Genomic DNA, 25,947 nt, shown 5'->3' on the forward strand with positions numbered 1-25,947 from the left:
TTGTACAGCTTATTTGAATACTATATATCATAAGGGGTCAGATTGAGTACTACTTAATTTTTGTCTAAGTTGATTGTTCTCTTGAATTAGTTGAGTATTAACTTTATTGAATTGAGAAAGTTTAGTCTGTAAATTGGTGACTTGTTGTTGTAAAATATTCTGATCTTGAATATCCAGTTTTCCTTTTGTCTTAAGATTAAATACAGCTTCTTCTATTTTATCATCTATAGTATTTTTTAATTTAGATGTTACAGGAAAACTAAGGTACTTTAAGGCTGTTAGTATATTTTCAAATGCATCTTTTTTTCTGTCATTACTTTGTATTTCACCAGTTAGGTATTTTTGTTGTGTTTTTGTTACTCCTGCAGCAACAGTATTATTTAATAAATCATATAAACTATGTTGTATATAAATTATAGATGATGATATGATTGCTTTTATTTCACCTTCCGTAAGATATGTAGTGCCAAATTTATTTTCTATAGCAGTAATACCTTTGGCAATTATATCTTCTATAGTAGATTCTGGATATTTAGATAATAAATATTTGATATTATCTAATGCATAAGTTTTGGCTCGATTATATATAGTTTGTCCCAAAACTTGTTTCGATTTACATTCTATAGATTGTAAGGTACTTTGTATATACGGCTTTAATATATATATAATAACTAAAAATACTATTCCAATGATATAAGGCAATCCGATTATTAATAGTTGTTTCATAATAAATACACTCTCCTAAAAAAGTTATTTTATAAAATTATATTGGTAATGTTTATATTGCTTGTTTCTAACAATTTTTATTTAGAAGCTTATCCCATGTCAGAGGCCCACATTTACCATCTGCAGATAGTGAATATTTACTTTGCCAGATTGATAAACATTTTGCTGTACCAGTACTAAATATTCCTAAATTATCTTTACCACGGCCAACTCTAAACTGTATATATCTAGTTGCAAATTCGTGGTGAGGAGCTTTTATACAATCGAGAGGTTGTAAATATATTTCTGTAATAGCTTGTATTGATTTATTATCCCATATACCATCTTGTACCAGCCCCATAATACTTTTAAATTTATTTATTGCTTTAATAGTTAGATTTCCTTTGATTCCATCAATCAGTAAATTAGATTTTAAAACTAAGTTCAACTCTTGCTGAATTACTTTGATTGTAGAAACTGGAGTATTATCTTTTAGTAAAAAACTATCTGAGAATAAATCCATATCGACATTTCCTTGTATTCCACTTACATTTCCATTCCAGTTATATTGTATTCCTGCATAATTTTTAGTATCCTTTGGATTGGTATTAGGTTCTGCCATCCATATCCTGCTAGCTGCTATTCCTGAATTATCTCCTATATTATGTGTTGTATATAGTATCAGATTGGAATTTATAGACATAAATTGATTAATAAAATTAAAATCTGGATTATTTCCAATTTCGTAATCCAAAGCAGGACGCAGTTCCTGTGTATAATTGTTAATAATATCTATAAAATGCGTGTATTCCTCCAATGGATTATTTTTTCTTGCGAAATGATAGAAACCGATTTTTAGTTTTAAATTTTTCGCATTTTTATATTGTTTATTTATTAAGGGATTTACATAATTAATACCTTCAGTAGCTTTAATCATAACAGCCTCATAACCTGAATTTTTAACAGAAGTCCAATCTGTAATAACAGTTTCTGAATAAATATCTATTCCTTTCATTATCAAAATAAGTGTCCTCCATTCTATATTCTAAAAATCGCTTTTATAGTATTTAAATCCAGTCCTTGCGACATTGATAATAACATTATTAAAATTAATAATATTATTAATATTAAAGTAGTTTGCCTGACAGTTAATTTGAATTGATAATTGTCTGCACTTTTCTCAATAAATTCTGTAGTATGTTCTATTTTCTTTAATGATTCGAATATTGTTACCATCTGTTGTTTTCTTTCAGCAGAAATTATTTCAATTTTATTAACTTTTTTTTCAAATTCTTTTACATCAATTTTGAGCTCTTCTAAATCGTCTTTTAAATCTAATACATATATACAATCCTTACAGTTTTTATTTGTCATAAACATCTCCTCATATCAAAAAATTACAAATATAATTAGAAATAATATTTAAATTTCTAATTATTCAACTGCATATTTTCTCAAATTATTTAATGCCCTGTTCTTAGCTCTATTTACAGATTGTTTAGAAATATTTAGTTCATTAGCTAAATCAGATACTGAAAAATCATATAAAAAAATTTTTTTAATAATATATTTTTGATATTGAGACAGCTTGTTCATTAAACTTAAGATAAATATACGACTATCTATTAAGTTCCAGCTTTCATCTAAATAATAGTCAGAAATAACATTTAAATTTAATTCTGTCTCTCTGCTAATTATATTTAGATGTTCTTTATATAATTGAACATATTTACGCTTAATAGATGTGTAAATATATCCAACTATATATTTATCTTCTTTAAATTTCGGATTTTTAGCTATAGGCATATCCCTTATAACCTCTATCAGACATATTATTAAGTCACTATTAGCACCAGAATAATTTAACTTTTTACTGTATTTATTAATTAAAGGTCTAAATTTTTCAATAATAATTAGCGTACAGTTTTTATTACCGTCTTGTGCTCTTTCTACTATAATTTTTAATTCGCCCAAAACTATATCCCCCTTTTTACCTATTAACCTATAAAAAGGGTAAATTAGCTGTATATGTAACCTATATTCACATAATTATTACATTTAGTTGATTCTTTAACATAAAATACTAAATATAAACTTAGAACAACTGTTAAATTAATAAAAAATAGATAAGATTATGGGATTGTATATATTGATTTGTAAAAAGTTAAATCGAAGTACTACCTTTAGATAAGAATAAAATTGTTACAACAACTGAGTATCAAACCTTAATCAAGAAAATGACAAAGTTAGAAGAGGAGAATGAGATATTAAAGAAAGCTATGGCCATAGTGTATCCAGAAAAAACAAATTGTTTCGAGCTGTATAAAAGATGAGGACAGGTTACTCGAAACTGCTGTGTAGGTAGAAGTTTCAAATCATTGAAACCAAGGTGTTGTTGTCAAAAGCAGTGGTATTGAACGTTGGGGAAAAGGCAAAACAGACAATTTCGTTAGATGTGTGTTATGGAGATGAACGAAAGTGAACCACTGATGGCGTTTGGAAAAGCTCAGATGCTGTCAAAAACCAAAACAAATGTATGGTTATTTTGGGATGAGTTTGAAAGAAACCTACTTACTGATAAACGGCAGCCGTAATAAAGATGGCATGAACATAATACAGGCTTTTATATGGAACTGGAGAACCTACGATTTTGATGTCAAGGGAAAAATTACGAGCAAAGACTTTGTGAGGATGAAAGTACTAATGCAAAATATAGGGGCGGAACAGCTTGTAGTAGTGAAGAAACTTCTGCAATGGAAATGGAGCAAAGAAGCTGTATTATTCTGTCTTATATTTTAGTCAACCATATTAAAAAATAATGGGAGGAACTAAATGAATGAGATAATATAGAATTTACGTTTTCAGGCTATATTTTTAGGCTAAGAAAAGCTAAAGGAAATAATGATATTCTTGTTAAAACTATGATTATAACTTTGCAGGATTCTATATATTCGAATATATAGAATCCTGAGGATATATTACCCTTCAACATGTGAGGATAATTGCAAAAAATCCACTTAAATATTTGATGTTTTGTGTCTAATTTATTGACTTAGATTCAAATTGAATATACATAAATTATTGTAAATTATGATAATTACTAATATGAGTTAGCATACATAATTAATTATTTTTTATCTTATTTAGAGGGAATTTATGGATTCTATAGAATATAAACTATAGTAAATTATTATAATTTATAGGAGTGATAGTGTATGGAGGGTGATATAAATATTAATGATCTTGTTAATATAGCAGAGAGTATAAATCATAATACCATTGAAAATAAAAAAAGAAACAAAGAAGAAAAAATAAATACAGATACTTTTATAATGACAAAATTTAAGATTAGTAGAAAAAAATTTTCAAGGCTAATAAAAGGTACTTTTATTAGCTATAATCCAAGAACACATATGTATGATATTCCTAAAAAAGTAGACAATAATAGCTCTATAGTAAATCAAAATAAATTATCATCATCTATTAATAATTATAAAAAAAATTTTAACAAAGGTAATCAAAGTAATCATGATAATTTATCAGAATTTACTACACAAAGAGTTAAAAAAATTATTGAAAATGAATATCCTGAAATATTAAAAATTATTAGTTTATATAAAAAAAATGAAATAAATTTTATTGAAAAATCAAATAAAAAAATAGATATACATAGACCAGAATTGCAGGGGGAACTATTCAGTAAGTCTTTTAAAACGTATAAAAAAGTTTTAGATGATTTTGTAGAGTTTTGTTCTAATAGAATAGAAAAACAAAGAGATTTAGTAGCAATAGCCTTACTGGAATTTATGGAAAAGTACAGTTAAATCACAAAGTGCTTTTAAGTACACTTACAATGTTTAAAATATGAAATAAAGTGCTTTTAAATACACTTTATTTCATGAGATCTATTGATTTTTTAAAATTATATGGTAAAATATAGTTAAAGTGTATTACAGTATACTTTAACTATATTTTAAAGGGAGTAATGCAAGATGGATATAAAAAGATTTAATGCTGATTTTGGAAATAGTACAAATAATTTTATGATTGATGGATATTATTTTGAAATACCAACTAATGTAGTTGAAATCTCAGAAAAAGAAGCTTCTGAAACATTTGTTTCACCTATAACAGAATCAAAAGAGTTATTGGACAGGCTTGTTATTTCAACTAATTATGAAGGAAAGGAAAGGTTTTATTTAGTAGGTGAGTTTGCTGAAAAGAGTAAACTGTCTAATATTCATGTAAATACTATGCATGATAAGATAAAAAGTGTAATACCGTATGCTTCTTTTTTAGCAGCAGTTGCCTATTATAATAACTTAAAATCTTCTAGAGATGATAATATAGTAAATATAGATTATATGAGTATGATGTTACCTATATGGTTATTAAAAAGGGCAGAAAAATTTAGTATAGCAGAGAATCAAATGGAAAAGAGATTTTTAGGTGAACATCAAGTAAAAATTATTACATTAGGTATGGAAAGAGATATTAAAATCAATGTTGAAAAATCAAGCTGCAGAATAGAAAGTGAAGTTGCTAGATATGCTATAAAATACAAAATGACATCTAATGATGATAATGTAATCACAATAGATAAAAGACAAGAATTAGTAAATAAATTTAGTGATTATGAAGTTGTATTAAGTGATATAGGCGGTGGATCTACTGATGCAGTTCTATTAGGAAAAGGACTAACAGCACCAAAAGGAAGAGATAGTTTTAAAGTTATAGATATAGAACCATTTTTAGGTAGACTTGAAACATTAAGAAAGGAAAAATTACTTGAATATTTTCATGATTTAGGTGCATTGGAAAAATTCATTGTTGCTAATTATAAAGATCAAAAATATGTGCTTAAAGATGAAAATACAGGAGAAAATTTTGATTTTACAAATATAATAAAAGAGATGTTACAAGAGTATTCAGATTTATTAATATTTCAGATTTTTAATACATTTAAAACTAAAGATAAAGTAATTAAATTCATATATCTTGGCGGAGAAACGCCGGTATTAGAGCCTTATATGAAAGTTTCATTACTTAAAAATATGACAGATCAAGCATCAGAAAATAATCATTTTTTCCTTGATGAAATATTAGAAGATGATAAAAAAGAGATCTTTAAACCAACTTCAAGAACTATTAACTTAACAGCACTTGAAATATTATCTATAAATGAAATGAAAAAAATCAAAGATAATACAAAAGGAGAGTAACATTGAGTGGTGATAAGAAAAAGAATAGAATGGTTTTAAATGTTAGAGAAATTCCAGAAGATGTTTATAATATATTGAACAAAAAAGCTTTAAGAAGAAATCTAACACCATATATTGTAGAATTGGTTAAAAAAGATCTAAGTAATAAATTAATTCTTGAAAAATTAGATCAAATTTTAAATAAATTAGATAATGTTGTAATTAAGAAAAGTAGTAATGATAGTGAAATTGAAATATCATTAAGTCAAAAATCTGATCTTGAGGAAGGTTCTATTATAAGTAATATAACAGATGTGAAAGGTGAAATAAATGATGAAGATCTAGACGAACAGGATTATTAAATCTTGTTCGTCTATTTTTTTAGAGCATACTTTTTAGGAGCATTAGTTTTTATATATTCCGCAAACATAGAAAATATAGCTTCTCTATCTTCTATAGATAGGTGTTCTATATTAAAATACTTTTCTGCTAATGCACCAGTCTGTATTAGACGTCTTGTCCTTTTTTTACGTTCTTCATAGCTTACTGATTTACTTAGGGCTTTCTTTTTATCCTCTAAATATCTAATTTTTAAATCTAATTTTTCAATGTTATTCATATTAAACTGATGAATTAGAATTTACATTATTAGATTTATTATCTTTATTAGGATTATACTCATCTATTAATCCTAAAATATCCTTAGTAGAATAATCAGATAGCCCCCAAGATTTTATGAGATATGCTCCTACTTCCTTTTCAATTTTTGCAATTAAGTCAGCCTTTTTCTTTTTCAATTTTTCAATTTGTGCTTCTATATCATCTATCTTATTTTTAGCCATAATAAAACCTCCAATATTATATCTATTGTAATTAATTATAGCATTTATGACAAAAAAATCAAACATTCATATTGAATGGTAAATATGGTAGTGATATAATTAATTTGTAAGGTTTTAGTTATCCCGAGTTTATGAAGGGCGCACTTATACACCATAAATGGTGTGTGCGAAATTTTTTAAGAAAAAATTTATTAAAATAAAAGCAAAACGCTTTTGCGTTTTGAGCATTAATAAATTAATGTGATGAAAGGAGGGGCGTTATGGCGATATATCATTTTTCAGGTCAAATAATAAGTAGGTCAAATAAACAAGGTAGACAACGTTCAGCTGTTGCCTGTGCTGCCTATAGAAGTGGAGAAAAATTACACGATGAAAGAAGTCAAAGTGATAAATTTTATAGAAGAAAAGTTCAACCTGTAACAATGATATTAGTACCTAAAGACGCTCCTTCATGGGCTAGTAGTAGGGAAAGATTATGGAATGAAGTTGAGAAAAAAGAAAAACAATATAATTCACAATTAGCAAGAGAGTTTAATATTGCACTTCCTAAAGAATTAAGTAATGAAGAACAGGAAAAGCTTACTTATGATTTCTGTAAGAAGAATTTTTCAGATGAAGGAATGGTTGCTGATATTGCTATTCATAGAGATAACAAAGATAATCCACATTTTCATGTCATGCTTACAGTAAGACCATTTGACGAAAATGGAAAATGGGGAGCTAAATGTAGAAAGAAAATAGTTACAGATAAAAAGACAGGTAGAAAAAAATCTATGAGAATAAATACTGTAGATTGGAACGATAAAAATAAAATGAAACAATGGCGTAAGTCATGGGAAGATTTTTCAAATCGTGCCTTGCAGGACAAAGGTATTTCTATAAGCTGTAAGAGTAATAAAGAGTTAGGAAAAGAAACTAGACCTACAATACATGAAGGATATGCAGCAAGAAATATGGTTAAAAGAGGTAAAATATCAGATAGGGTAAATAGCAATAAAAGAGTGAGAGAGTATAACAGAACCATAATAGAGTTGAATAAGTATAAGCAGGAAAGAGAAAGAAATTTAAATAATAAAAAAGTCTATTCTTGCCTGACTAAAGATGAAGTTAGAAATCTAAGTAAAATAGCAAAATATTTAAAGACATATGTAAATATTGATACTATCAATAAAAGGAAAGAACAACTTAAAAATTGGAATAAATCTTTGAAATTTAAAGATGATACTGTAGATAAAATTAAGGCTTTAAATAGGATAGAAAAGGAAGAAGCCATTCTTTCTACTGCTGAAAATATTCTTGAAAATAGAGCAGATAAATTTATAAATAAGTATTACAAAGATTTAGAAATAGATAAATTAAATAAGCATGAAAAGATATATTTAGTTGATACAAGTTTAAGAGAAAATAAAATACTTGATGAAAAGGAAATCCAACAAGTTAGAAGATATGCTGAAAATGATATGCTTGAAAATAATTTGAAGGATATTTTGAATAATAAGATTAGATTTTCTATTTCTATAAAAAATAATATAAATCATTTAGAAAATTTATTTAATGAAGTAGAACAAAAATATAATATTTCTTTTAAAGATATAGAAAGTGTAAAAAATGCTCCTGATGGTGCAATAAAGTCATTGAATAAAATTACTATAGCAAGAGAAAAATTAAAAAAGTCATTAGAAATTATGAATAAAATTTATGATAATCAATTAAAAGAAATGTACCCTACATGGGAAGGTAGAACTGGAATGACTATTGAAGAAAAAGAAATTTTTATAATGGCTAAAGACTATTATTGTAAAACATTAAGACCAGAAGATTTTCAAAGTCCACCAAGAAAATATAGCCAAGAACAACAGATTGAAATACTCTATTTACTTAAAAATGATAAAAATATTTTAAGACAAAAATATACTGATTTTAAATTAAGTAATAAGGGATTTGTATATATGTTCTATGCTGAATGTGCCTCTCATACTGATGAACTGGATAGTAACAGTAAAAAGATGATAGATGAATATTTTAGCAAGGATAATTATTTGAGAGATTTCAAAGTTTATAGAACTAATGATAAAAATAATTATAGTGATGAATTTGATAAATTTGATAAATCTATACAAGAATATGAGGAAAATACCAATAGACCTAAACATGGTAATTTATTATTTGATAGTTTAAGAACTCTAATAAATCAAGTTGCAATCAGAAATAAAGATGAATTAGAGAGGGAAAAAGAATTGAAGCTAAAGCGAAAAAGGAAGAGAAGAAGGAATATAGGCTTATAAAAACAAAGAAACCTTATTATAATAAGGTTCCTGACTTAAAAATTTTTCAAATATCCTTTTTCATGTAGAGCAAATCTGATTAAGGTTTTTATAGCTCCGACACGTTCAGGTTCTAAACTATCTATTTGATATTGCTTTATGGCTTCCAATAATTGATTTTCAAATTTAATTTGAATTTGTGTTTTATCTTTTGAAAGTTCATCATTACTATTTATTTCATTATCCATAATAGTAGCTCCTTTATCTATTTTGAAATATAAAAAGTATTTAATTAGTATTCATTGAATATTCAATGAATATGCAGTATAATATATATTATAAGATAACTAACACTTATATCATATCAACTATACAGAAAAATATCAAATTTTATAAAGGGGGATTTAAATTGAAAGATAAAGATGATAAAGATAAAAATGATGAGGATAATTTTTATCTTGTTATGGAAAAAAATCTTAAAAAAATAAGACTATATCAGGAAAGACAAAAATATCTAAAAAGTTATGAAGATGAAAAAAGAAGATTAGATAATTTGGAGAGAGATTTAAGAGAAAGTAAAAAAATAGAACAACGAGAAAAGAAAAGTATTAAGTTAAAGTTGATTGAGTATGAAGTGATTTATGAATTAATGAAGTTTGAAAAGAAAGAGTTATTTAATAAAAGAGGTAAGGTGCTAAAAAAATTTAATATTGATGATAAATCATCAGTTAGTTTAAAAAAAGAAGATGAAAATAAATATTTTTTAGAGTACCAAGAGGAAGGTAAAGAACCTTACACAATTACCAAAGATTTTAAAACTAAAGATGAAGCACTTAAAAGTTTATTTCAATCTGGACAATATGAGATTATTAGGGACAGAACAATTTTTAAATTAGATAAAGATACTTGTATCTATTTGAAAGATAACAAAGATAAAATTAGATTAAATTCATTCAATATTAATAGCTTAAAGCTTGACACTACAACATTAAACAATGCTAGAAAAAAGATTTTATTAGAGAGCCTTGAAGATAAACCTTCTGTAAGAAAACAGTTAATAGATAAGACATTAAAACATTTCAATATAGAATCTAAAGGAATTGATTTTAAAATTACAGATAATTTAAATAAAGCAAAGGAAACTATTACCAATAATTTACAGAATAATAAGAAAATAAATAATATTAAGACAGAGATAAAAAATGACAGTCATGCCTTTTTAGAGGGATTTTTAGGATTTTATGGAATCGAGCTTAATAAAAAGCTTGATGAAACTAAACAGCCTTTTGAAATTGTAAATAATAGAAAAGGCTATTCTATTAATAAATGCAATAGAAAAGGTGAATTATCAAGGGTTTCACCTTATTTTAAAAAAGATGAAGCTATAAAAAATTTAGATGAATTAAATAACTACTTAAAATTAGAAAAGAAAAGAAAAGTTGATAAAAGTTTGAGCTTAAAGAATAGAAGTATAAGCTAAATTATTTTTTATCATATTCATCTAGTAATAAAGTTATAGCTTTATCTAAAAGTTTTGAAATAGGTATCATTGTTTCTTTTGATAATTCAGTTAGTTTTTCATACAATTTTGTATCTACAGCATTGGAAATTCTTGTCCTATTTACAAGACCATATTTTTTAGCATTAGTCATAATAAAATCACCTCAAAAAAATTGTATCATTGATGGCAACTAATTGCAATTACATCATTTTGAATTGATTTAAACTACTTGTAATTAAAATTAATTGATGGTAGTATAAATATATAGTATAAATTTGGGAGGAAAAAAGATGAAAATTAAAAATAAAATAACAAAATGCTTAGTTTCAGCCTACACAGCAATTTTAGTATTGGACAGTACAGGAATAGTAAGTGCTGCATCAGACGCAGGGGAGGTACAAAGTAAGTTAAATCAAGGACTTACAACTATAAAAGTAGTTATAACATCTATAATTGCAATAGTTGGAGTTATAGCAGCCGCAAAGATAGTAATATCTAAATTACCTAGTTTAGATGACCCTAACATGAAAAATGAAATGTGGAGAGGTGTTGGAATGGTAGGGGCAGCAGTAGCAGCAGGAGGAGCTTTGACATGGCTTATACCTTGGATATACGCATTATTTCAATAAGGAAGTGAGCAATTATGAACATCAGTAAAGATGATATAAAAAAGGCTCTTTTAGAAATGCTTGATGATGATGGAGAAAAGAGAGAAGGAAAGAAATTTATTTTTCCTAGAAATGTAGAGAGTAGTTACAACTTAATACCAGGGCTTACAGGTATAGACGCAATTAAGTATGTTTCTATACCTTTACTTATTTCAGTTGTTATACTTGCAATACCTCCTTACAGTATACTAGGACTTTGGATTGTAAAGGCATTATTAGCAGTTGCACTTTTGGCAGGAGGATTTATTTTAGCTATTGCAAGACCAGTAAAGTATAGAAATAACATAAGGTGCGTTGAATATTTGAAGAATATTTTAAGCTTCTACAGCAGACAAAAGATGTTTTTCTTAAAGCCTAAAAAAAGAGGTGAGGTTAAATAATGCAGAAAAATAAAAAACAAACTCAAACAGCAGAGAAATTCATACAGGATATAAGCCCGATAGAGGGCGTATACGAGGATTTTGTGTATCTAAAGGATAATAGCCTTATTTCTATGATTAAAGTTGAAGGAATTAACTTAGACCTACTTGCACAGTATGAACAAAATGTACTCTTTGAAGATTATGCTTCTTTTTTAGGACAAAACAAAGAAGATAATCCTGAAATAGTTTCTATGACAATACCACTTGATATGAAGAACTATAATCTCTACTGGAAAAAGAGGTATTTAGAAGCTAAAGCAAACAATGCTAACAAGCATTTATTACAGCTTATCGCTTCATATTGTTTGGAATATCAGGATATGGAGCTTTCAAGTGACTTAACTACTAAACAGCACTTAATAATTTTAAGTGAAAAGCTTAAAAAAAGGACTATTGAGGAATTAAAACTTGCTGAAAAAACTCTTAATCAAAAGGTTAAAAATGTACAGAACTCTTTAAATACGCTTTTAGAATCCTATGACGCAGAAACTACTATATTAAATGCAAAAGATATTATAATTGCACTTCACAGGTTTATAGATTTTAAAAATTCGATTTATGTATAGGAGTGGTTGAATGTTTAAGTTAAAAATTAACAGCAAAAAGAGTGATAGTAAAAAAGTAAGTAATGAAAAGCTGGAACTTAAAGAAATTGAGAAGGTAGAAGAAGTTAAAAAAGATGAATTAAAAGGAATTATTGATAATACTCCAATAGAAGCCATTTATCCTTTTGTATATAAAGAAAATAAAGACAATGTAGAATTAGGTGGGAACTATGTAAGGGTTATTGCAATAGCCCAATATCCCACCCAAGCAAGAGGGAACTGGCTATCAGACCTTAAAAGATTAAAGGGTAATATCACCATTACACAATATGCTGAAAAGGCTAATGATAGCACAATGTTGGACTATTACAATAAAAGTATAAAGAATAAACAAGCCGAATTGCTCAAAACCAAAGACCCAAGGCTTACTATGAACCTTGAGGAACAAATTAAGAGTGCAAAAAACCAATTAAGGGAATCTCTTAATAATAAATTCGGGTTCTTGTATATTTATACTTATATATTAATTCAAGCAGAAAGTCTTGAATTAATCAATAGGTTAGAAGAAAATGTCAATAGAATTTTAATGAAAGTTCATATGAGGGGTATAATTCCATACTATCGTATGGGTGACGCCTACTGGTCAGCCTTACCACTTCAACAGAATAAACTTAAAGCTTACACATATCAGATGTCAAATACAACAGCAGCAAGTTCATTTTTCTTATTTGATGATAGTGAAATATGTGACCTTTCCCCAAATTCAATTATTGAAGGAACAAATAAGATTACAAATTCCATAGTATCAATCAATTATTTAAATGATAGAAAGACACTTAATCAAAATATGGTTGTTGTCGGAACGTCAGGAGTTGGAAAAACTACTTACCTGAAAAGAAAGATACTCAATCTTATAGCAAGAGGTTTTAATGTCTATATTATAGACCCTGAAAATGAATATACAGATATTATTGAATATTTTGGGGGTACTGTAGTACATCTATCAAGTATATCTGATACTAAAATAAACCCACTTGAAATATTTTCAGAAGAAATTACAGAAAATGAATCAATTAAAAATATGAGTGAAAGTGCTAGAGTTGAAAATCTTATAAAGCAGAAATGTCAGAGGTTAAGGGGACTATTTAAAGCAATAAAAAGTAATATGACACAGGTTGAAATGTCTATAATAGAAAGTCTTGTAATGAGCCTTTATGACAGGTTCAGGGAAATTAAAGATATAAACAAAATGACACATGAGGATTTTCCTATATTCGAGGATTTATATAAAAAAATCGGAGATTTAAAAAAGGAAAGTGAAGAAGAATTTAATAAGATTAAAGACTTCTACTTTATACTTAAAAGTTATGTATATGGCTCAAATTCGTTGTTTAATGGCTATACAAATATAGCCCTGAACAACAACATTATTTCTTTTGATTTAAAGGCTCTACAGAGTGAAGCTGATATTCAAGGAGCTTGTTATTTAAATACTTTTAGTTATCTTTGGGATATTATAACAAAGTCAAATAAAGATGATAAATACACTTATTTATTTATAGATGAATTTCATTTTTTAATAAAAAACAAGGAGAGTGCAGACTTCTTTGTTCAGGCATATAAGAGGTTCAGAAAGTATCATGCAGGGGCTATAGCAGTAACACAGCAGATACAAGATGTATTGAAAGCCGAAGGCGGTCTTGGAACAGCAGTAATTGAAAATAGTTTTACAAAGCTATTCTTCGGGCTTGATAACAGGGGAGTTGATGAAGTTATAGAGAAATTACAATTGAATTTCTCTAAACCTGAAATATCCCTACTTAGGGCAAAAAGACAGGGTGAAGCTTTACTTTTATATGGAACAAAAAGGGTTTTTATGAAAATACAGCTTAGTAAGGAAGAATTAAGGTTAGAAAACAAAGGAAGGTATAAGGAAAAATATGAGAAAGACCCACAGGAACAGCCAGATTATGAAAATGAGCTTTATATAAGTCCTATGGAAATGGAAGAAATAAAGAATAGTTTAGGAGGGTGGAGAGCTTGAAAATACTATTGATAGATGATTTAACAGTATATACAAAAAAGAATGAATACACCGTACACATAAATGATAGTAAGGTTTTAGCTGAAAATGTAAGTGAGCTTGAAGTGTTAAAAAAAGAAAATAAATACTGTTTTCCTCTTGTATCTGTAAAGCATGAAGGACAAAAATATATTTTAAAATACAGCATAGAAGAAGGATATAAACTTATAATAAGGGCTAAAACTTATTCAAATGTATTAAGGTTATCAATCCTTGAAAGAATACTTGCTATAAATCCACTTGAAGCCTTTGAAGATAAGGTCATACTGCACCCACAGAATATATTTTTTAAGGATTTAAAGAGTATAAAGTTCATGTATAGAAGTAATAAACTTATTCCATATATTCATAATTATACGGACTTAGAACAATATAAATTACTTGTAATGTCAATGATTTCACAGTATTCACTTGAAAAATTTAAGATAAATAAAAATTCACTTCTAAATAAGATAAAGGACAATTTCTTATTTAAAGTTGATAAGGCTCAATCTATAGAAGAACTTCATTCAATAGTAAATGAAAAATTAAATACTGATGAAACACAGCATTTTAAAGATATTGAAACTACTAAAAAGTTGAACACACAAAAAAAGACCATGTCAAGGATATTAACTGGTGCTGTTATATTAATTATTTTGATTGTGGTTATTGGCGTAAGTAAGGTTTCTAACAATAAAGTAAAAGATGTTTACTTAAACAAAATTGAAATGGCAGATAATAAGGCAAATGCTTATAAGTATTTAAGCTTAGGAGAATATAAAAGAGGAACTAATTTATTGAAAAAGAGTGGGTACACAAAATCACAGATAGCTGATACTTACATGGAATTTGGACAATATGATAGTGCAATAAAAGCAGACTCAAACTCAACAAGTAAAGTGATTAAGAGAATGTATGAAACAGGTAATCAGAAAAAAATATTAGACCTTAAAACTAATAATAGTTATATAAATACTGAAAAACAGATAGTTTCATATAATTACAACTATTTATTGGCAGGAAAACAGCTTATTTCAGATAATGACCAGTTAGAAAGATTAGCACTGGCGTTTATAGCACATGGAAATATAGTTGACGCCGAAGATGTAAATTCTAAATTACAAGATAAAAATATTACAGCAGCAATAAATGAAAAAAATGCTACAAATAAAATAAATTCTTTAAAGGGCAGTATGTCTAAAGAAACAGACAGTAAAAAGAAAGCTGCCATAAAAAAACAAATAGATGATTTAACCCAACAATATTTACAAAAGGATAGTAAGAAATGAAAAAAATAATAATTGCTGTTGTTGCAATATTTTTTATAATTATCGTTGCTGTTTTCGGATATAAACAGCAACAGGAGGACAACAATAATTTCGGTAAAGCAAATATACCTGCTGCTGTTCAGAAATGGCGACCTTTAGTATCAGAAGTTGCTAATAAATACAAAGTTGGAAATTATACAGAGGTATTACTTGCTATTGTTTATCAGGAATCAGGAGATACAGGGACAAATGATATAATGCAAAGCTCGGAGAGCGAAGGGCTTCCACCTAACTCAATTGTAGACCCTGAAACATCTTTAAATGTTGGAATAAAGTATTTTAGCTCAATAGTTCAGTATGCAGATAAGAAAAAATGTGATTTGGCTACAATTATTCAAAGTTATAACTTTGGTCAGGGATATGTAGATTATGTAGCTTCAAATGGTGGTAAAAGCACAAAAGAACTTGCAGAATCTTTTTCAGCTTCACATGGGGGCGGATATGGTGACCCCAGTTACTATGACCATGTTATGAGATATGTGAGTATGACAGATACAGAAGGGGAAGAGGGAGCTTCTCAATCGGCTCTAGGAAGTGATTTATATAAAAAAATAATGGGTACAGCAGGAAAGTTTCAGGGAGAAGCTTATGTATTCGGAGGTTCTAATCCTTCTACTGGTTTTGATTGTTCAGGACTTACACAGTATGTATATGGTCAGGCAGGAATAAATCTTCCACGTACAGCACAAGCACAGTATGACGCAACAAGCAAAGTTGCTCCAAGTGATGTAAAGCCAGGTGATTTAGTGTTTTTTCAAGGCACATATCAATGTGGTGATTATATAACTCATGTTGGTATATATGTTGGTGGAAATAAAATGTATCAAAGTGGTGGTCATGGAATTGGATATACAAGTTTAGATAATAGCTTTTGGAAAGCACATCTAGCAGGGTATGGAAGAGTTAGAAAATAGAAAAGAGGTAGGGACATGAAAAAGATTTTTATAGGTTTTGCAGTATCTATTGTACTGAACATTATTTTAATTATAGGTATTGTAGGTCAGGGAGTAATATCAAGCAGACAAAAAAGTCAAGTACAGAGTTTAACTACCGAAAATCAACAGTTAAATCAAAAGTTATCTTGGCTATCCAGTGAGGGGAGTAACCAAGATAACTATGACATAAAAAATGTAGTACACAATTTATTTTATGCTCAATTTAACTATAATAATCAAACTTATGTATCAAGACTTAACGAAATTAAAAAATATGCAACTGATGGGGTGTATCAATCTTTGCAGGGAGCAGGAGGGGCGGAAGCCCCTAAAACCCAAATACAAAACAAGGTTAACAGCTTAAATATTTATTTAACTGATACAAATACAGATACAGCAAAGGCACTTGTAAGTATTAGTACAACTTATAGTGTAAATGGTTCTAATGCTTCACCAGTAAGCCAAATTTACGAAGCAGAGGTAATAAAACAGGGCAGTAAGTACCTTGTAAATAAAATAACTTTAATGGGTAGTTTTGCTCCATATAACAGTGGCAGCAGTAAAGGGGGAAAATAAAAATGCCTAAAGGAATATCTAAAGGTAAAGTAATTGGAAGTGTTGTAATATCAGGAGTTTTGGAAGTTGGAGTTGTATGTTTAAGTGATATAGCTTCTTTAGCACAGAGATATAAAATCCCCAATGTAAATAAAGGTATGATTGTTTCAAGTCTTAAAGCTTTGGGACATCACCCTATTAGTGTAATTTCAACTTTAGCGAAGAGTAAAAATCCTATATTTATTTTAGGAAGTTTAGTAGTTTTAATTATATTTTTAAGGATTCTATTAGGTTCTAATGGAAGAAAGTCAAAATATGAAATTGAATCTAATTATGCAATACATGGTTCAAGTAGATATTCTGACAATGACGAAATTTTTGTTGAAGGTCAAACTGTTGGAATACCTACAAAACAGTTAATTAAGGATTTAATTGAAAGTGTTCAGCAAAATAGTAAAAAGAATGAAGGGAATGAGGAAAATGAGTAATAAGGTAAATTCTAATGGTATAGTTCTAGGGATAAAAGATGGTTTAGCTTTAATTCAGCCTACAAAGTCGAAATTACCTAACAGAAATTGCTTTGTTGTAGGTGGGCCAGGTAGTTTTAAGACACAAAGTTTTGTTGTAACTAATGTTCTAAATGAAAGAGAATGTTCTATTGTGGCTACAGACCCTAAAGGTGAACTTTACGAAATGACAGCAAAAGTTAAGGAAGCACAGGGATATGAGGTACACGTGATAAATTTTATGGATATGGTTAATAGTGACCACTACAACCCTTTTGATTATGTAAGAAAGGATAGAGAAGCAACAACAGTTGCAAATACAATGGTTGCAGCCAAAAATGACCCTAAACATAAGGACATATGGTACAATGCTCAACTTTCATTATTGAAAGCCTTGATATTGTATTCAATATATGAAATGCCAATAGTTAAAAGGAATATGAGTGGAATACTTGATTTTCTTCAAGAGTTTGACCCTGAACAAGACGAAAGTGGAGTTTCAGGACTTGATGAACAGTTCTTAAAGTTAAGCAAGAGCCACCCTGCAAGGAGAGCCTACGAGTTAGGATTTAAAAAATCCCAAGAAGCAACAAGAGCAAGTATTATAATCTCACTTTTAACTACTATAGGTGACTATGTAGACCAAGAGGTAGCAGACTTTACATCTAATTCAGATTTTTTCTTAAATGATGTTGGAAGAAGAAAGATAGCCTTATATGTAATCATTCCAGTTATGGACGATACATGGGAGGGACTTATAAATCTATTCTTTAGTCAGATGTTTCAGGAATTATACAGTTTAGGAGCTGAAAATAATTCAAAACTTCCACAGCCAGTAATTTTTTTGCTTGATGAGTTTCCAAATCTAGGACGTTTTGATAATTATGAGAAATTTTTAGCAACTTGCAGGGGCTATGGAATAGCTTGTTGCACTATAATTCAGAATATCACTCAATTACAGGAGAAGTATGGCAGAGAACAGGCGGAAAGTATTCTAGGTAACTGTGGTGTAAAGCTGTGTTTAGGCAATGTCAACGATACTACAGCAAAATATTTTTCAGAACTGGCAGGAAAGACAACGGTAAAAGTTCAAACCTCTTCAAAGTCTACTTCAAAGAGTAGTAAAAATGACAGTTCTTCAAGTTCTCAAAATTTCAGTTATACAGGCAGGAACCTTATAAATGCAGATGAAATTTTAACTATGGACGAAAATGAATCCATTTTAATAATTACAGGTAAATATCCTATAAGATTAAAAAAGGCGAAGCAGTTTGAATTGTTCCCTGATATAACAGATACCTATAGGTGTAATCAATCTTGTTATGAAAGAGAGATAGCAAGAGAGGTCTTAGAGTTTAGAGAAGAAAAAAAGGCTGAATATGAGGAATATATACATTCTGATGAAAAGCAAAAGGAACAAAAAGAGAATGAGGAAAAATTGCATGAAGCAAAAACTAAGAAGTTAGATAAGAGTGAAAATCAAGATATTGATGTTTTAAAGGATATCATTAAAGAAAAAAGTATGGAGCAAGAGGATAAAGATGAAGATTTTGAGGATATAGGTGATTTTGATGAATTGGAGGATAGAGAAAAGGAGCTTAAATAAATGTTAAAAAATATAGGAGGCATTTTGCTTGTTATAGGCACTATAGGCTTCTGGATTACCTTTAACATGAGAATTGATAGACTGGGTCTTATTGATGAGCTAAAGGAAGAAGGCTTGTATGACCGTAAATATAAAAAAAGCATAAAGAAAAGGATAAGACAGGAGTTTAAGAAAGATAAAATGATATATTTTATGTATTTTCTAAAACTACCTTTTCAATCAACCATAGACTTAATTAAGCTGTATAGAGGTGTTTTTGGAGAAGAAAAACTATTTAATTTATTGGAGGAGATTAAAAGTGAAAGTAAAAAGTAAATTTATATGTATGGGATTAATTTTAACTTTAATTATTGCTTTTACAGGTTGTGGATTTAATGAAGATAAAGCTAAAACAGATAGTAAGCAGCAGTTAGAAAGTTTTTTAAAGTTATATAAAAATCAACAAGTTATTGTAAAAGCCACCGATACAGGAGATATGAATAAAGAAAAAGTAAAAGAATTTGTAAATAAAAAGTTTAAAGACTACTTTACTAATGATTTTATAAATGATACTAACAATCAGATTGAAACAGGAAGTTTAACAAATGGAAAAACTTTTTATATTTTTGAAGATTCACCTATTGCAAATGTGTTATTTACAAATAAATATTCAATTGATAGTCCAAAAGTTAATAAAGATAATAAAACGGTTGAATATAAGTTAAAAGGTAATGATGGATTTGCAGAATATGCTGTAGATGTAATTATGAAACAAGAAGATGGAAAATGGAAAATAGATAAAGCAAATTAGGGGGGAGAAGATAAATGTTTGATATAGGTGATAGTGTAAACAAATATTTAAGTGATAGTATAAAAGATTTTTTAAATAGTACATTTCAAGCTATTTCAAAAATACTTTTTAAGCAAGGTGCTATGCCGGATTTCTTTAATACACTTTATAGTATATTTATAGGAATGGGTGCTACAGTTATAACTATAATTGTACTTTATAGAATAGTTGAATACATGCTTCAAACTTCAACTGGCACAAATGATACTCCACTTTCAGAAATACTTTTAAAAACGGTAAAAGCTTCTGCAATGATTGTCATAGCACCAGTTTTATTGAAAATTCTAGTTGGAGAAATAGCTTATCCATTGGGAAATTGGATGTTTAGTCAAGTTGCTAAAAATGCTTCTAGCTCGGCAATTAATTTTTTATCAACTGGTACTCTAGGCGGAATACTTGGTAAGGGAGTTGTACTTTTGGCTGTACTTGCTTTTGTAGCGATTGCAGTAGTTGTATTCTTTGTAAAGATGTGTATTTATCATGCTGAATTAATAGTATATCAAGTATCTTCAATATGGGCTGCTATTTCTATGGTCTCAAATAATATGGATATTATGATGGAATGGTGGAAAGGTCTACTTATGATGATAATATCTATTTTAATGCAGACAGCTTTAATAGTAGGCGTAACAGAAATTTTCACACATACTGCAACATGGTACAATTTTATGCTTTTAATTGGATTTTGTTATCTGATTATAAAAGGACCTGACCTTCTTAAAAGAATGTGGTATGGTACAGGTACAAGCAGAGGGTTCATGCGTTTATTAGCAGAAAGGTTTATAATGAAAAAATAATTTCAATAGGGATTGAATTTATAATCCCTATTTTTTATATATTATGATGGAAAAATATTCATTATAGTGTAAATATGGTATAATAAAAGTATTAAAAGTGTAAAAGAGGCATAAAATATGTTAGATATTAATATTATAAGGAATCCTAAAACGATAAAGGGTTTAGCTAGAGAGATAATAAATGTATGTGACGGATATTGGTCAAGAAGAATAAAGGAAGATGAAGCTAAAGAGTATATTAGATACTGGTCAAAATATGAAAGCATTAAACTATTTAAAGGGGACAAGCTTAATTCTACAGTAACAAAAATAATAGGGAAAAGACGTACAGAGCTTGTAAATACATGGCTTATAGGCACTCAAATTTCTATATAATAAGTATTTTATATGATATAATATATACGAGAGAATAAAGTATTTTGGATTAGTCACTCCCTAGTTTTTTATCTCTTGCAAAGAGGTCATTGTGGTTAATTTGACAGCATTGGGGGTGACAAAATGAGTTCTGATATTGTTATTACATCTATAGTGTGTGTTACGATAGTTGGTATAGTATGTATTTTTGCTATACTTGCATACTTTAAAGATAATGCTATTTTTAGATATAAGAATAGTTCAAAAGATAAGAGTAATGAAATTTCAATTACTGTTGATAATGATAAAGATAAAAGCTCAAAAAACTAAAAATGCACCCACGCTAATAAGTGCATTTTAGTTAATCCAAACATATAAACCTGAAACCACAATGGCTTCTTTTATATATATTATAACATATTTTTTGAAAATTAAACTTGAAATTATAAGTAAATTTAATCCCATACTATAGTTAAGTATATATATTTATACTTATATATAACTGTAGTATGGGATTTATATATTACAAATTAAAATATGAAATAAATATTATTATATAGTATGTAGAATTATATGTATATATAGATATTATAAATATAAATGTAGTATATATACTAGATGATATTATAAAAGTATAAAATTAAGAATAAATATAATAGGGAGCTACACTCCCTAAAACCCTAGTCTACCGCCTTACATGATAGAAGGTGTCAACTTCATACCTATGTTGATACCTTCTATCATTCCAGTTGGTGCCCATATAAAAACCCTTTCTATTTTTCTATACATATAATATATAAATTAATTATTAAAATATAAATAAATATGTTATAATATTGGTATAGTAATTAATTAATATACGGGGTGATTAAGTTGGCACGAAAGACAATTAAAAGGCTTGAAACTGACTTAAAAAACATGGAATTTCTATATAAACAGGAACTTGAAGAAAATAAAAGATTAAGAAATTTGTTAGAAGGTAAAAACGTTATAGCACAATCTGAATATGATTTATTACTAAAAGATTATGAACATATGAAGGATATGAGGGATAACTATAAAATACTTTATGATAATTTAAGAATTAGATATGATGGACTTAAAGATAGTACAGTAATTAATAACCAAACTATTAAAAATTCACGTGGTGCAGGGAGAAAAGCATTTGATAGTTCAGATGTAATAAAAAGGATATATGAGTTATATATACAGGGCAATAGTCTTAAAGAAATTGCAAATACATTAAATGGTTCAGAAATTAAAACTAAACGTGGGGGTACTTGGTCAAAAAGTTCTGTAAGATTTATTTTATTAAATTATAAAAATGTTGAAAATGAATTTATAGATGAAGATACTTACAATATTACAGTAAAGTTGCTGAACGATAGAAAAAAGAAATGAGATTTATATTTTTAGAAGATTAGATAGTGGCACTCCGCCTGTAAAAATCTAACGCTCTACTATCTTTTTACAGACTACACGCCACTATCTAATCTTCCCAAAATAAAATATAATGGGGAGCTACACTCCCCAAACCCCTAGTCTACCGCCTTCAATAACTACTTTTTAATTCCGTACCTACATTAAAAAGTAGTTATTTCAGTTGGTGTCTACAAAAAAGCCCCTCTAGTTCGTTTCTATTCTAGGTTTAATAATAACTAAAATATTTTATATTGATAGAAGTCTTTAAGAAAATGTCATTAGGATAAAAGTGTTACTTTGGAATAAGTTGTATCAAAGACACAACTTATTCTTCTTTTAATACCAGGAAGTTTTCTTTAAAAATACAATCCTATTTGTATATAATATTTTTAAAATATAAAATACTTCCTTTTTTTCACTTTGCTCTCTCTCAGGATAATATGCTTCATTTTCTTCATTAAAAATTATATCATCTTCTTTGTTTTCAAAAGTAAGTTTCAATATTTCTTCAAATGTTTTATCTTCTACAATAGTGTATTTTGTTCCAAATACATCTTCATTATTAAGCTTTTTAATTTCATTTAAAGTATTTTCTAATATTGTATAAGCTTTTAATCCAAAGAAATTAGTTGTAATTCCTTCCTTTAATAAATCTTCAATTTTGTTTATATTAGCACTAAGTTTTTCCATTTTCTAAAGACCTCCTAAAATTCTTTTTATATCTTAACTATACTTATATTATACTCCATTTGTACTCCATTGTCAATAGCATTTATATATTTTTGATGAAAAACTTAAAAAATAAGCTAATACCAAGGAGGAATTTATTGGGATAACTTCGTACCTTCGCTATCCCAATAAATTCCTCCTTATAAAAGTTTCGGGCAGGGGCGACGTGCAGCTTGTAAAAATCTAACGCTCTACTATCTTTTTACAAACTGCACACCGCCCCTGCCCTTATTCTTTTTTATCCAATAAGTAATATACACACATTTCAAAATAACTTTTTCCCTAATTACAAATTTTATCAAAGCAGGAAAATAGTCAAGGGTACGCTTCGCCGAATAAAAAATTTTTTAAGAAAGAACACTTAAAAAGTTTTTTATTCGCTCTTGACAATTTTCCTTTAACTTTGATTTTTAGTATTTAAGGGGAAAAGGTATAAATATATATAGATATATGATTTTTTTATTTTCATAAGAAAGGTAAGGCTTAAATCAAGGCTGTAATGGTATTTAAAAATCAAATAAATATAATTACACCTTTAATATTAAAAGTTGCTGTAATAGGCTCATACTGCCTATAAAATGTAAGGACAATACGAAAAAAGAGCTTTACAAAATTGAGTTTGAATTTTGTACAAATTTTTCATAAAAATAGGTAAATACTATTGACAACGGAGTACAATATAAGTGTAGTAAGAAAGGAGGTGCAAAAGTGATAATCATAGGAGTGATTAAAGACATAATTACAATTGCAGTTGGGATATTAAGCTCCTATAAGATTTTGTTAGAAATTAAAAAACTAAAAAGCTCCAAGAAAAAATCTCGGAGCCACCGCAAAAAATAGTTTTTAATTTTAAATCAAAGTCTTAAAACTGTAGTGGGTACGAAGTATTGACGTACTTTGTACCTTCTACATAAATTTTATCACAATCCATATGAAAATAAAAGATACATTTTTTCTAACTTTTATAATTTGGATTTTAACATTAAATAAAAATGACAGACTTAAATATTTAGTTTTTATGGTGTTTTTGGTTTGGCTGATACTTAAAATTATTAAATTTAGAATTTCAAAAAAAGAAAATTAGGAGGTATTTGAAAATGAAAAAATATTTTGAAAACATAAAAACAATTGAGGAATTAAAGGAAAAATACAGAAAGTTAGCTTTAAAATATCACCCTGATATGGGCGGAACTAATGAAGAAATGTCAGAAATAAATAATCAATATGATGTTTTATTTAAAAAATTAAAAGAAGGAAATCAGGAAAGCCCTGTTGATGATGGTTTTAAGGAAGTAATAAATAAAATAATAAATTTAAATGTAAAAATTGAAATATGTGGTAGTTGGATATGGGTATCGGGTGATACTAAACCATACAGGAAGGAATTAAAATCAGCAGGTCTTTGGTGGGCTAATAAAAAAAAGATGTGGTATTGGCACAGTAAAGAGGACAGGAAGAAAAGAAGAAGTAATATGAGTATGCAGGAGATAAGAGAAAAATATGGCACTAAGACAGTTAATAATACAATGAAGGTTATAGCATAAAAATTAAATTAGCATAGAGCTTATAAGCTCTATGCTAATAAATAGGAGGTTTTAAAGTGCGTGAGTATGAAATTAATATAAATGAGTATAACAGTTTGATTTTACACGTAGAAAAAACTTTTAAATCAGATATAGAAAAAATGAGTATATATAAAACCTTGATAAATGGACTAAAATCTTATGAAAATAAGGTCATAAATAAGAAAATAGAAAAAATAGTCCAGAAACTATTTAAAGATTATGGTGTAAGTTATTATAAAAATTATGGGTGGTATGAGTTATATATATCAAAACAGAATCCATATAAACACTTTGAGATAACTCTAGCACCTAGAGAAGAAGGAAGTAAATACACTAGATTTAAAATTGATTATTTAAAGGAAAATTTAAAAAAACTTCAAGAAAAACATAAAAAAGATGTTTTAAATTCTAAAAATATAGCTGAAATAGTAGGTCAGTATAATACAGCTTTAAAATATTTTAAGTCAGCAGTAGAGAAATTGAGAGACATTCCATCATGGTATTCATTTAATAGATTTGATTAGGGGAGGAAATAAAATGGTAGAAAATATTATAGATATTGAAAAATTAAAAAAGAATTTATTGGAAAGAAATATTGATAATAAAGATGGGCTGTATAATTCTAACTTAAAAATTGGAAGTTTAATAAAAATAGTTCAAAAGGAAGATGAAAGCCTTGCTTTAGATATGGAAAATACCATAGTAGATTATATTTATAAAATAGCAGTTGAGTTTTATAATACTGGTTTTGATGACGCAAGACTATTTTTAAAGCAGTTAGTTGACTTATAATATTATTTTAGTTCAGTAATTAAATATTAAACTAAAAGTTAAAGTTATAGCTCAAATATAGAATAAAATTTATGTTTGAGCTATAAAAAAATATTGATAAAAACGTACATATGGGGTACATTGTAATTATAATAATATGTTAGGAGGGATTATATGATAAAAAATCCAAGATTTCAAGTAAGAGATACTGAAGAAGAATTGAAAAAACTTGACGAAGCTATTAAAAAATTAGGATATAAAGATAGAGCTGATTGGTATAGAGATATGAAAAGAAAAACAATTCAGGAATCTCAAAAATAGATTAAAAAACTGGATA

General features: G+C 27.8%; 34 protein-coding genes. 25 read left to right on the top strand and 9 right to left on the bottom strand.

Annotated elements, in window-relative coordinates:
• Positions 1-27: 27 nt before the first annotated feature.
• The 4 genes from J418_RS0112685 to J418_RS0112700 form a co-directional block, all read right to left on the bottom strand.
• Positions 28-726 carry an MreC domain-containing protein gene (locus tag J418_RS0112685; RefSeq protein WP_017895775.1) on the bottom strand — a complete coding sequence of 233 codons (699 nt, stop codon included), beginning with the start codon at positions 724-726 and terminating at the stop codon, positions 28-30.
• Between the two features lie 67 nt (positions 727-793).
• Complete coding sequence (locus J418_RS0112690; protein WP_026142658.1) at positions 794-1,720, bottom strand: GH25 family lysozyme; 927 nt, start codon at positions 1,718-1,720, stop codon at positions 794-796.
• Positions 1,721-1,743: 23 nt separating this feature from the next.
• The gene (locus J418_RS0112695; protein WP_017895777.1) at positions 1,744-2,079 is read right to left on the bottom strand and encodes a hypothetical protein; all 336 of its coding nucleotides are present in this window, start codon (positions 2,077-2,079) and stop codon (positions 1,744-1,746) included.
• A gap of 60 nt (positions 2,080-2,139) precedes the next feature.
• Entirely contained in the window at positions 2,140-2,679 is a 540-nt protein-coding gene (locus J418_RS0112700; RefSeq protein ID WP_017895778.1) for a sigma-70 family RNA polymerase sigma factor, read from the bottom strand.
• 576 nt (positions 2,680-3,255) lie between these two features.
• On the opposite strand from J418_RS0112700, the gene J418_RS0112705 reads away from it, so the two are divergent.
• From J418_RS0112705 to J418_RS0112720, 4 genes are all read left to right on the top strand, one after another.
• Positions 3,256-3,504 carry a hypothetical protein gene (locus J418_RS0112705; RefSeq protein WP_136711256.1) on the top strand — a complete coding sequence of 83 codons (249 nt, stop codon included), beginning with the start codon at positions 3,256-3,258 and terminating at the stop codon, positions 3,502-3,504.
• A gap of 416 nt (positions 3,505-3,920) precedes the next feature.
• Positions 3,921-4,529, top strand: a complete 609-nt coding sequence (locus tag J418_RS0112710) for a hypothetical protein (protein ID WP_017895780.1) — start codon at positions 3,921-3,923, stop codon at positions 4,527-4,529.
• Between the two features lie 168 nt (positions 4,530-4,697).
• On the top strand, positions 4,698-5,927 hold the full coding sequence (locus tag J418_RS0112715) for an Alp7A family actin-like protein (RefSeq protein WP_017895781.1): 1,230 nt from the start codon (positions 4,698-4,700) through the stop codon (positions 5,925-5,927).
• Between the two features lie 2 nt (positions 5,928-5,929).
• Positions 5,930-6,268 carry a hypothetical protein gene (locus J418_RS0112720; protein WP_017895782.1) on the top strand — a complete coding sequence of 113 codons (339 nt, stop codon included), beginning with the start codon at positions 5,930-5,932 and terminating at the stop codon, positions 6,266-6,268.
• A gap of 11 nt (positions 6,269-6,279) precedes the next feature.
• Here the strand turns inward: J418_RS0112720 and J418_RS0112725 are convergent, their stop codons facing one another.
• Together J418_RS0112725 and J418_RS0112730 are read right to left on the bottom strand one after the other, a co-directional pair.
• Complete coding sequence (locus tag J418_RS0112725) at positions 6,280-6,525, bottom strand: hypothetical protein (RefSeq protein ID WP_017895783.1); 246 nt, start codon at positions 6,523-6,525, stop codon at positions 6,280-6,282.
• A gap of 1 nt (position 6,526) precedes the next feature.
• Entirely contained in the window at positions 6,527-6,748 is a 222-nt protein-coding gene (locus J418_RS0112730) for a hypothetical protein (protein ID WP_017895784.1), read from the bottom strand.
• Positions 6,749-7,008: 260 nt separating this feature from the next.
• Here J418_RS0112730 and mobQ point away from each other — a divergent pair, with 260 nt between their 5' ends.
• Positions 7,009-9,033, top strand: coding sequence for a MobQ family relaxase (gene mobQ, locus J418_RS0112735; protein WP_017895785.1), 2,025 nt, complete (start codon positions 7,009-7,011; stop codon positions 9,031-9,033).
• A 35-nt stretch (positions 9,034-9,068) separates the two neighbouring features.
• On the opposite strand, the gene J418_RS0112740 is transcribed toward mobQ, so the two are convergent.
• On the bottom strand, positions 9,069-9,260 hold the full coding sequence (locus J418_RS0112740; RefSeq protein ID WP_017895786.1) for a hypothetical protein: 192 nt from the start codon (positions 9,258-9,260) through the stop codon (positions 9,069-9,071).
• Positions 9,261-9,421: 161 nt separating this feature from the next.
• Here J418_RS0112740 and J418_RS0112745 point away from each other — a divergent pair, with 161 nt between their 5' ends.
• Positions 9,422-10,492 carry a hypothetical protein gene (locus J418_RS0112745; protein ID WP_017895787.1) on the top strand — a complete coding sequence of 357 codons (1,071 nt, stop codon included), beginning with the start codon at positions 9,422-9,424 and terminating at the stop codon, positions 10,490-10,492.
• 1 nt (position 10,493) lies between these two features.
• Here the strand turns inward: J418_RS0112745 and J418_RS16230 are convergent, their stop codons facing one another.
• A complete protein-coding gene (locus J418_RS16230; RefSeq protein WP_017895788.1) occupies positions 10,494-10,664 on the bottom strand; it encodes a ribbon-helix-helix domain-containing protein in 171 nt (56 codons plus the stop codon).
• Positions 10,665-10,803: 139 nt separating this feature from the next.
• On the opposite strand from J418_RS16230, the gene J418_RS0112755 reads away from it, so the two are divergent.
• The 15 genes from J418_RS0112755 (at position 10,804) to J418_RS0112825 (ending at position 22,524) form a co-directional block, all read left to right on the top strand.
• A complete protein-coding gene (locus J418_RS0112755; protein ID WP_017895789.1) occupies positions 10,804-11,142 on the top strand; it encodes a CagC family type IV secretion system protein in 339 nt (112 codons plus the stop codon).
• A 14-nt stretch (positions 11,143-11,156) separates the two neighbouring features.
• Entirely contained in the window at positions 11,157-11,561 is a 405-nt protein-coding gene (locus J418_RS0112760) for a hypothetical protein (protein WP_017895790.1), read from the top strand.
• Positions 11,561-12,169, top strand: coding sequence for a TrsD/TraD family conjugative transfer protein (trsD, locus tag J418_RS0112765; protein WP_017895791.1), 609 nt, complete (start codon positions 11,561-11,563; stop codon positions 12,167-12,169). The genes J418_RS0112760 and trsD overlap by 1 nt, the downstream gene beginning before the upstream one ends.
• A 10-nt stretch (positions 12,170-12,179) precedes the next feature.
• On the top strand, positions 12,180-14,192 hold the full coding sequence (locus J418_RS0112770; protein ID WP_017895792.1) for a VirB4 family type IV secretion system protein: 2,013 nt from the start codon (positions 12,180-12,182) through the stop codon (positions 14,190-14,192).
• On the top strand, positions 14,189-15,502 hold the full coding sequence (locus J418_RS0112775) for a hypothetical protein (RefSeq protein ID WP_017895793.1): 1,314 nt from the start codon (positions 14,189-14,191) through the stop codon (positions 15,500-15,502). Before J418_RS0112770 ends, J418_RS0112775 begins: the two co-directional genes overlap by 4 nt.
• Positions 15,499-16,455, top strand: a complete 957-nt coding sequence (locus J418_RS0112780) for a bifunctional lytic transglycosylase/C40 family peptidase (RefSeq protein WP_017895794.1) — start codon at positions 15,499-15,501, stop codon at positions 16,453-16,455. Before J418_RS0112775 ends, J418_RS0112780 begins: the two co-directional genes overlap by 4 nt.
• Before the next feature lie 15 nt (positions 16,456-16,470).
• Positions 16,471-17,052 carry a hypothetical protein gene (locus tag J418_RS0112785; protein ID WP_017895795.1) on the top strand — a complete coding sequence of 194 codons (582 nt, stop codon included), beginning with the start codon at positions 16,471-16,473 and terminating at the stop codon, positions 17,050-17,052.
• 2 nt (positions 17,053-17,054) lie between these two features.
• Positions 17,055-17,519 carry a hypothetical protein gene (locus J418_RS0112790; protein WP_017895796.1) on the top strand — a complete coding sequence of 155 codons (465 nt, stop codon included), beginning with the start codon at positions 17,055-17,057 and terminating at the stop codon, positions 17,517-17,519.
• Positions 17,512-19,143 carry a VirD4-like conjugal transfer protein, CD1115 family gene (locus J418_RS15690; RefSeq protein WP_017895797.1) on the top strand — a complete coding sequence of 544 codons (1,632 nt, stop codon included), beginning with the start codon at positions 17,512-17,514 and terminating at the stop codon, positions 19,141-19,143. The genes J418_RS0112790 and J418_RS15690 overlap by 8 nt, the downstream gene beginning before the upstream one ends.
• Positions 19,144-19,458: a hypothetical protein gene (locus J418_RS0112800; protein WP_017895798.1), complete on the top strand. Its 315-nt coding sequence runs from the start codon at positions 19,144-19,146 to the stop codon at positions 19,456-19,458. It begins immediately after the preceding gene.
• A complete protein-coding gene (locus J418_RS0112805) occupies positions 19,442-19,933 on the top strand; it encodes a DUF3828 domain-containing protein (RefSeq protein ID WP_017895799.1) in 492 nt (163 codons plus the stop codon). Before J418_RS0112800 ends, J418_RS0112805 begins: the two co-directional genes overlap by 17 nt.
• A 14-nt stretch (positions 19,934-19,947) precedes the next feature.
• Complete coding sequence (locus tag J418_RS0112810; protein WP_017895800.1) at positions 19,948-20,769, top strand: conjugal transfer protein TrbL family protein; 822 nt, start codon at positions 19,948-19,950, stop codon at positions 20,767-20,769.
• A 117-nt stretch (positions 20,770-20,886) separates the two neighbouring features.
• Positions 20,887-21,144, top strand: a complete 258-nt coding sequence (locus tag J418_RS0112815) for a TIGR04540 family protein (protein ID WP_017895801.1) — start codon at positions 20,887-20,889, stop codon at positions 21,142-21,144.
• Positions 21,145-21,267: 123 nt separating this feature from the next.
• A complete protein-coding gene (locus J418_RS0112820; RefSeq protein WP_017895802.1) occupies positions 21,268-21,453 on the top strand; it encodes a hypothetical protein in 186 nt (61 codons plus the stop codon).
• Between the two features lie 543 nt (positions 21,454-21,996).
• Positions 21,997-22,524, top strand: coding sequence for a recombinase family protein (locus tag J418_RS0112825; protein WP_017895803.1), 528 nt, complete (start codon positions 21,997-21,999; stop codon positions 22,522-22,524).
• Between the two features lie 357 nt (positions 22,525-22,881).
• Here the strand turns inward: J418_RS0112825 and J418_RS0112830 are convergent, their stop codons facing one another.
• Positions 22,882-23,235, bottom strand: coding sequence for a hypothetical protein (locus J418_RS0112830; RefSeq protein WP_017895804.1), 354 nt, complete (start codon positions 23,233-23,235; stop codon positions 22,882-22,884).
• A gap of 1,136 nt (positions 23,236-24,371) precedes the next feature.
• Here J418_RS0112830 and J418_RS0112840 point away from each other — a divergent pair.
• The 4 genes from J418_RS0112840 (at position 24,372) to J418_RS16490 (ending at position 25,931) form a co-directional block, all read left to right on the top strand.
• Entirely contained in the window at positions 24,372-24,818 is a 447-nt protein-coding gene (locus J418_RS0112840) for a J domain-containing protein (protein ID WP_017895806.1), read from the top strand.
• A gap of 56 nt (positions 24,819-24,874) precedes the next feature.
• A complete protein-coding gene (locus tag J418_RS0112845; RefSeq protein WP_017895807.1) occupies positions 24,875-25,363 on the top strand; it encodes a hypothetical protein in 489 nt (162 codons plus the stop codon).
• Between the two features lie 13 nt (positions 25,364-25,376).
• The gene (locus J418_RS0112850; RefSeq protein ID WP_017895808.1) at positions 25,377-25,631 is read left to right on the top strand and encodes a hypothetical protein; all 255 of its coding nucleotides are present in this window, start codon (positions 25,377-25,379) and stop codon (positions 25,629-25,631) included.
• Positions 25,632-25,784: 153 nt separating this feature from the next.
• Complete coding sequence (locus tag J418_RS16490; protein ID WP_017895809.1) at positions 25,785-25,931, top strand: hypothetical protein; 147 nt, start codon at positions 25,785-25,787, stop codon at positions 25,929-25,931.
• Positions 25,932-25,947 lie beyond the last annotated feature (16 nt).

Source organism: Clostridium tyrobutyricum DSM 2637 = ATCC 25755 = JCM 11008, assembly GCF_000359585.1.
Lineage (GTDB): Bacteria > Bacillota > Clostridia > Clostridiales > Clostridiaceae > Clostridium_B > Clostridium_B tyrobutyricum.